Source organism: uncultured Arthrobacter sp. (assembly GCF_902805515.1).
In the GTDB taxonomy this organism is placed as follows: domain Bacteria; phylum Actinomycetota; class Actinomycetes; order Actinomycetales; family Micrococcaceae; genus Arthrobacter_D.
In genome coordinates, this window is record NZ_CADCTE010000163.1 from 1 (window position 1) to 2,062 (window position 2,062).

The 2,062-nt window shown below is 68.2% G+C and carries 2 protein-coding genes; both read left to right on the forward strand.

What is annotated here, in order from left to right; genetic code table 11:
* The coding region (locus QZX79_RS15090; protein WP_294569461.1) for a hypothetical protein at positions 1 to 205 on the forward strand (205 nt) is incomplete at its 5' end.
* A 310-nt stretch (positions 206 to 515) separates the two neighbouring features.
* Positions 516 to 1,613 (forward strand): IS630 family transposase, encoded by a 1,098-nt coding sequence (locus tag QZX79_RS15095; protein ID WP_294569463.1) that lies wholly within the window; start codon positions 516 to 518, stop codon positions 1,611 to 1,613.
* Positions 1,614 to 2,062 lie beyond the last annotated feature (449 nt).

A 2,062-nucleotide genomic window follows, 5' to 3' on the forward strand; every position in this document is an offset into this window, starting at 1 on the left:
CGACGAGGCCCTCCTGCACCAGCCGGTGCGCGGCGGCCTGGTCGCAGCAGCAGCGGCCGTCGACCTCGAGCGCCGCGGCGGCCTCGCGGGGGAACGCGGCGCGGCCCGTCCCACCGCGCCCAGGATCGCGCGGTCCCGTGCGCTCAGCTCGATCGGCACCGCGGTCCGCATCAGGCCTCCCTGCACGTGTTCCGGCAGACGGTGATCTCCGAGCTGGACGCGGCCGGGCTGCACACCTCGGAGATCGCCGATCAAGCCAGCCACGTGCGGATGTTGCAGACCCGGGACTACATGCAGCGCGGCGTCGCGTCGGCGCGCGCGACGGAGGCCCTGGAGGGGCTGCTGCGAGCGGCCCGGGTGGGGAACCGTGTCCTATCTCTGCCTCGATCTTGGTGCCGTGATCGGGGCGACGGACGTTGGCGCTGCTAGTGGCTCGGCACGCAACGTTGGCCAGGTTTGATCTCGCCAGCTGACCCGGCCACCCTGCCTGCACGCCGAGTACGGGAGGTGCAGGGGTGGCGCGCAGACCGAGCGTGTTCGTCCGGCCGTTGTCCATGGACGAGGGCCGCAAGTTGCAGCGGATCACCAGGACTTCGAAGGATCCGGTCCGGATGCGGCGCGCGATCGTGGTGATGATGTCCGGCCAGGGCCAAGCCGTCCGGGACATCACCTCGTTGTTGCAGGTCAGCGAGGACTACGTGCGTGATGTGATCCACGCGTTCAACGAGCGGGGGTTCGACGCGCTGGACCCAAAATGGAGCGGGGGACGCCCGAGACGGATCGGTGAGCAGGTCCGCGACTGGATCTGCCTGATCGCCCGCACCTCCCCCGCCCAGTGCGGCCTGACCGGGTTCTCGACCTGGTCGCTGACCAAGCTCCGCGACCACCTCGTGGGCCAGGGCATCGTCGCTGAGATCAGCCGCGAGACCCTGCGCCGGATCCTGCACGACGGTGGGGTCTCCTGGCAGACCACGACCACCTGGAAGGCCTCCCCCGATCCGGAGTTCATCCCCAAGATGCGCCGGATCCTGGACCTCTACGACCACCCACCCGCCGACGGCCGAGTCGTCTGCGTGGATGAGTTCGGGCCGCTGAACCTGCTCCCGCGCAAGGGCAAGGCCTGGCGACCGCAGCGCCGGCCGCGCCGACAGCGCGCGACCTACCACCGCTACGACGGGGTGATGCACATGCTCGCCGCGCTCGATCTGGCCACCGGCAAGCTGTTCTACCGGATCCGTGACCGCAAACGCTCGACCGAGTTCCTCGACCTGCTCAAGGTCCTACGCCGGCGCTGGCCCGGGGAGAAGCTCTACCTGATCTGCGACAACTTCTCCCCGCACCGCCACCCCACCGTCCGCGCCTGGTGCCAGGCCAACGCGGTCGAGTTGGTGTTCCTGCCGACCTACGGGTCCTGGCTGAACTGGATCGAGGCCGAGTTCGCCGCGCTGCGCTACTTCGCCCTCAACGGCACCGACCACCGCAGCCACACCGAGCAGAACATGGCGATCGCCGGCTACGTCCGCTGGCACAACCACCGAGCCCAACCCAAGGTCAACTTCGCCACCGACTCACCGATCCGCACGTGGACCGATTACCCGGCCAAGGCTGCGTGACAAGCCACTAGCTTGCGCCCCCGGCAGGACTCGAACCTGCGACCTAGAGATTCCGGGACCGCGTCACTGGATCGTGCCGACTGACGTCGGACCGTGCCGTTGAGCTGCGGGAACGGTTCCGGAACTCACCGGCGGGTTGTGCTAGTTGCTGGCCGTTCTCGATGAGTAAGCGTGGGAAGTGATCATGACTAGCCCCGGGGTGCAGCGCACACCGCAGGTTGGTCAACTGCTGCTCGATGAGTTACCCCGGCTCCAGCCCGGTGGTTGCCGTCGCACCGAGAACCGCTCGTCATCGTCAGGAACCTCGGCGCCGGTGTACAGCTCCGGCACGGTGGGAGTTGCGCACCGAGTCGATAGTCTGCCGTGGACGTGCGTCTCGTACGCCTGCCGTAGGGCGGCAGAGGACGTACGGAAGTCTTCGTCGTAACACAACCGACTTCCGATCCGAC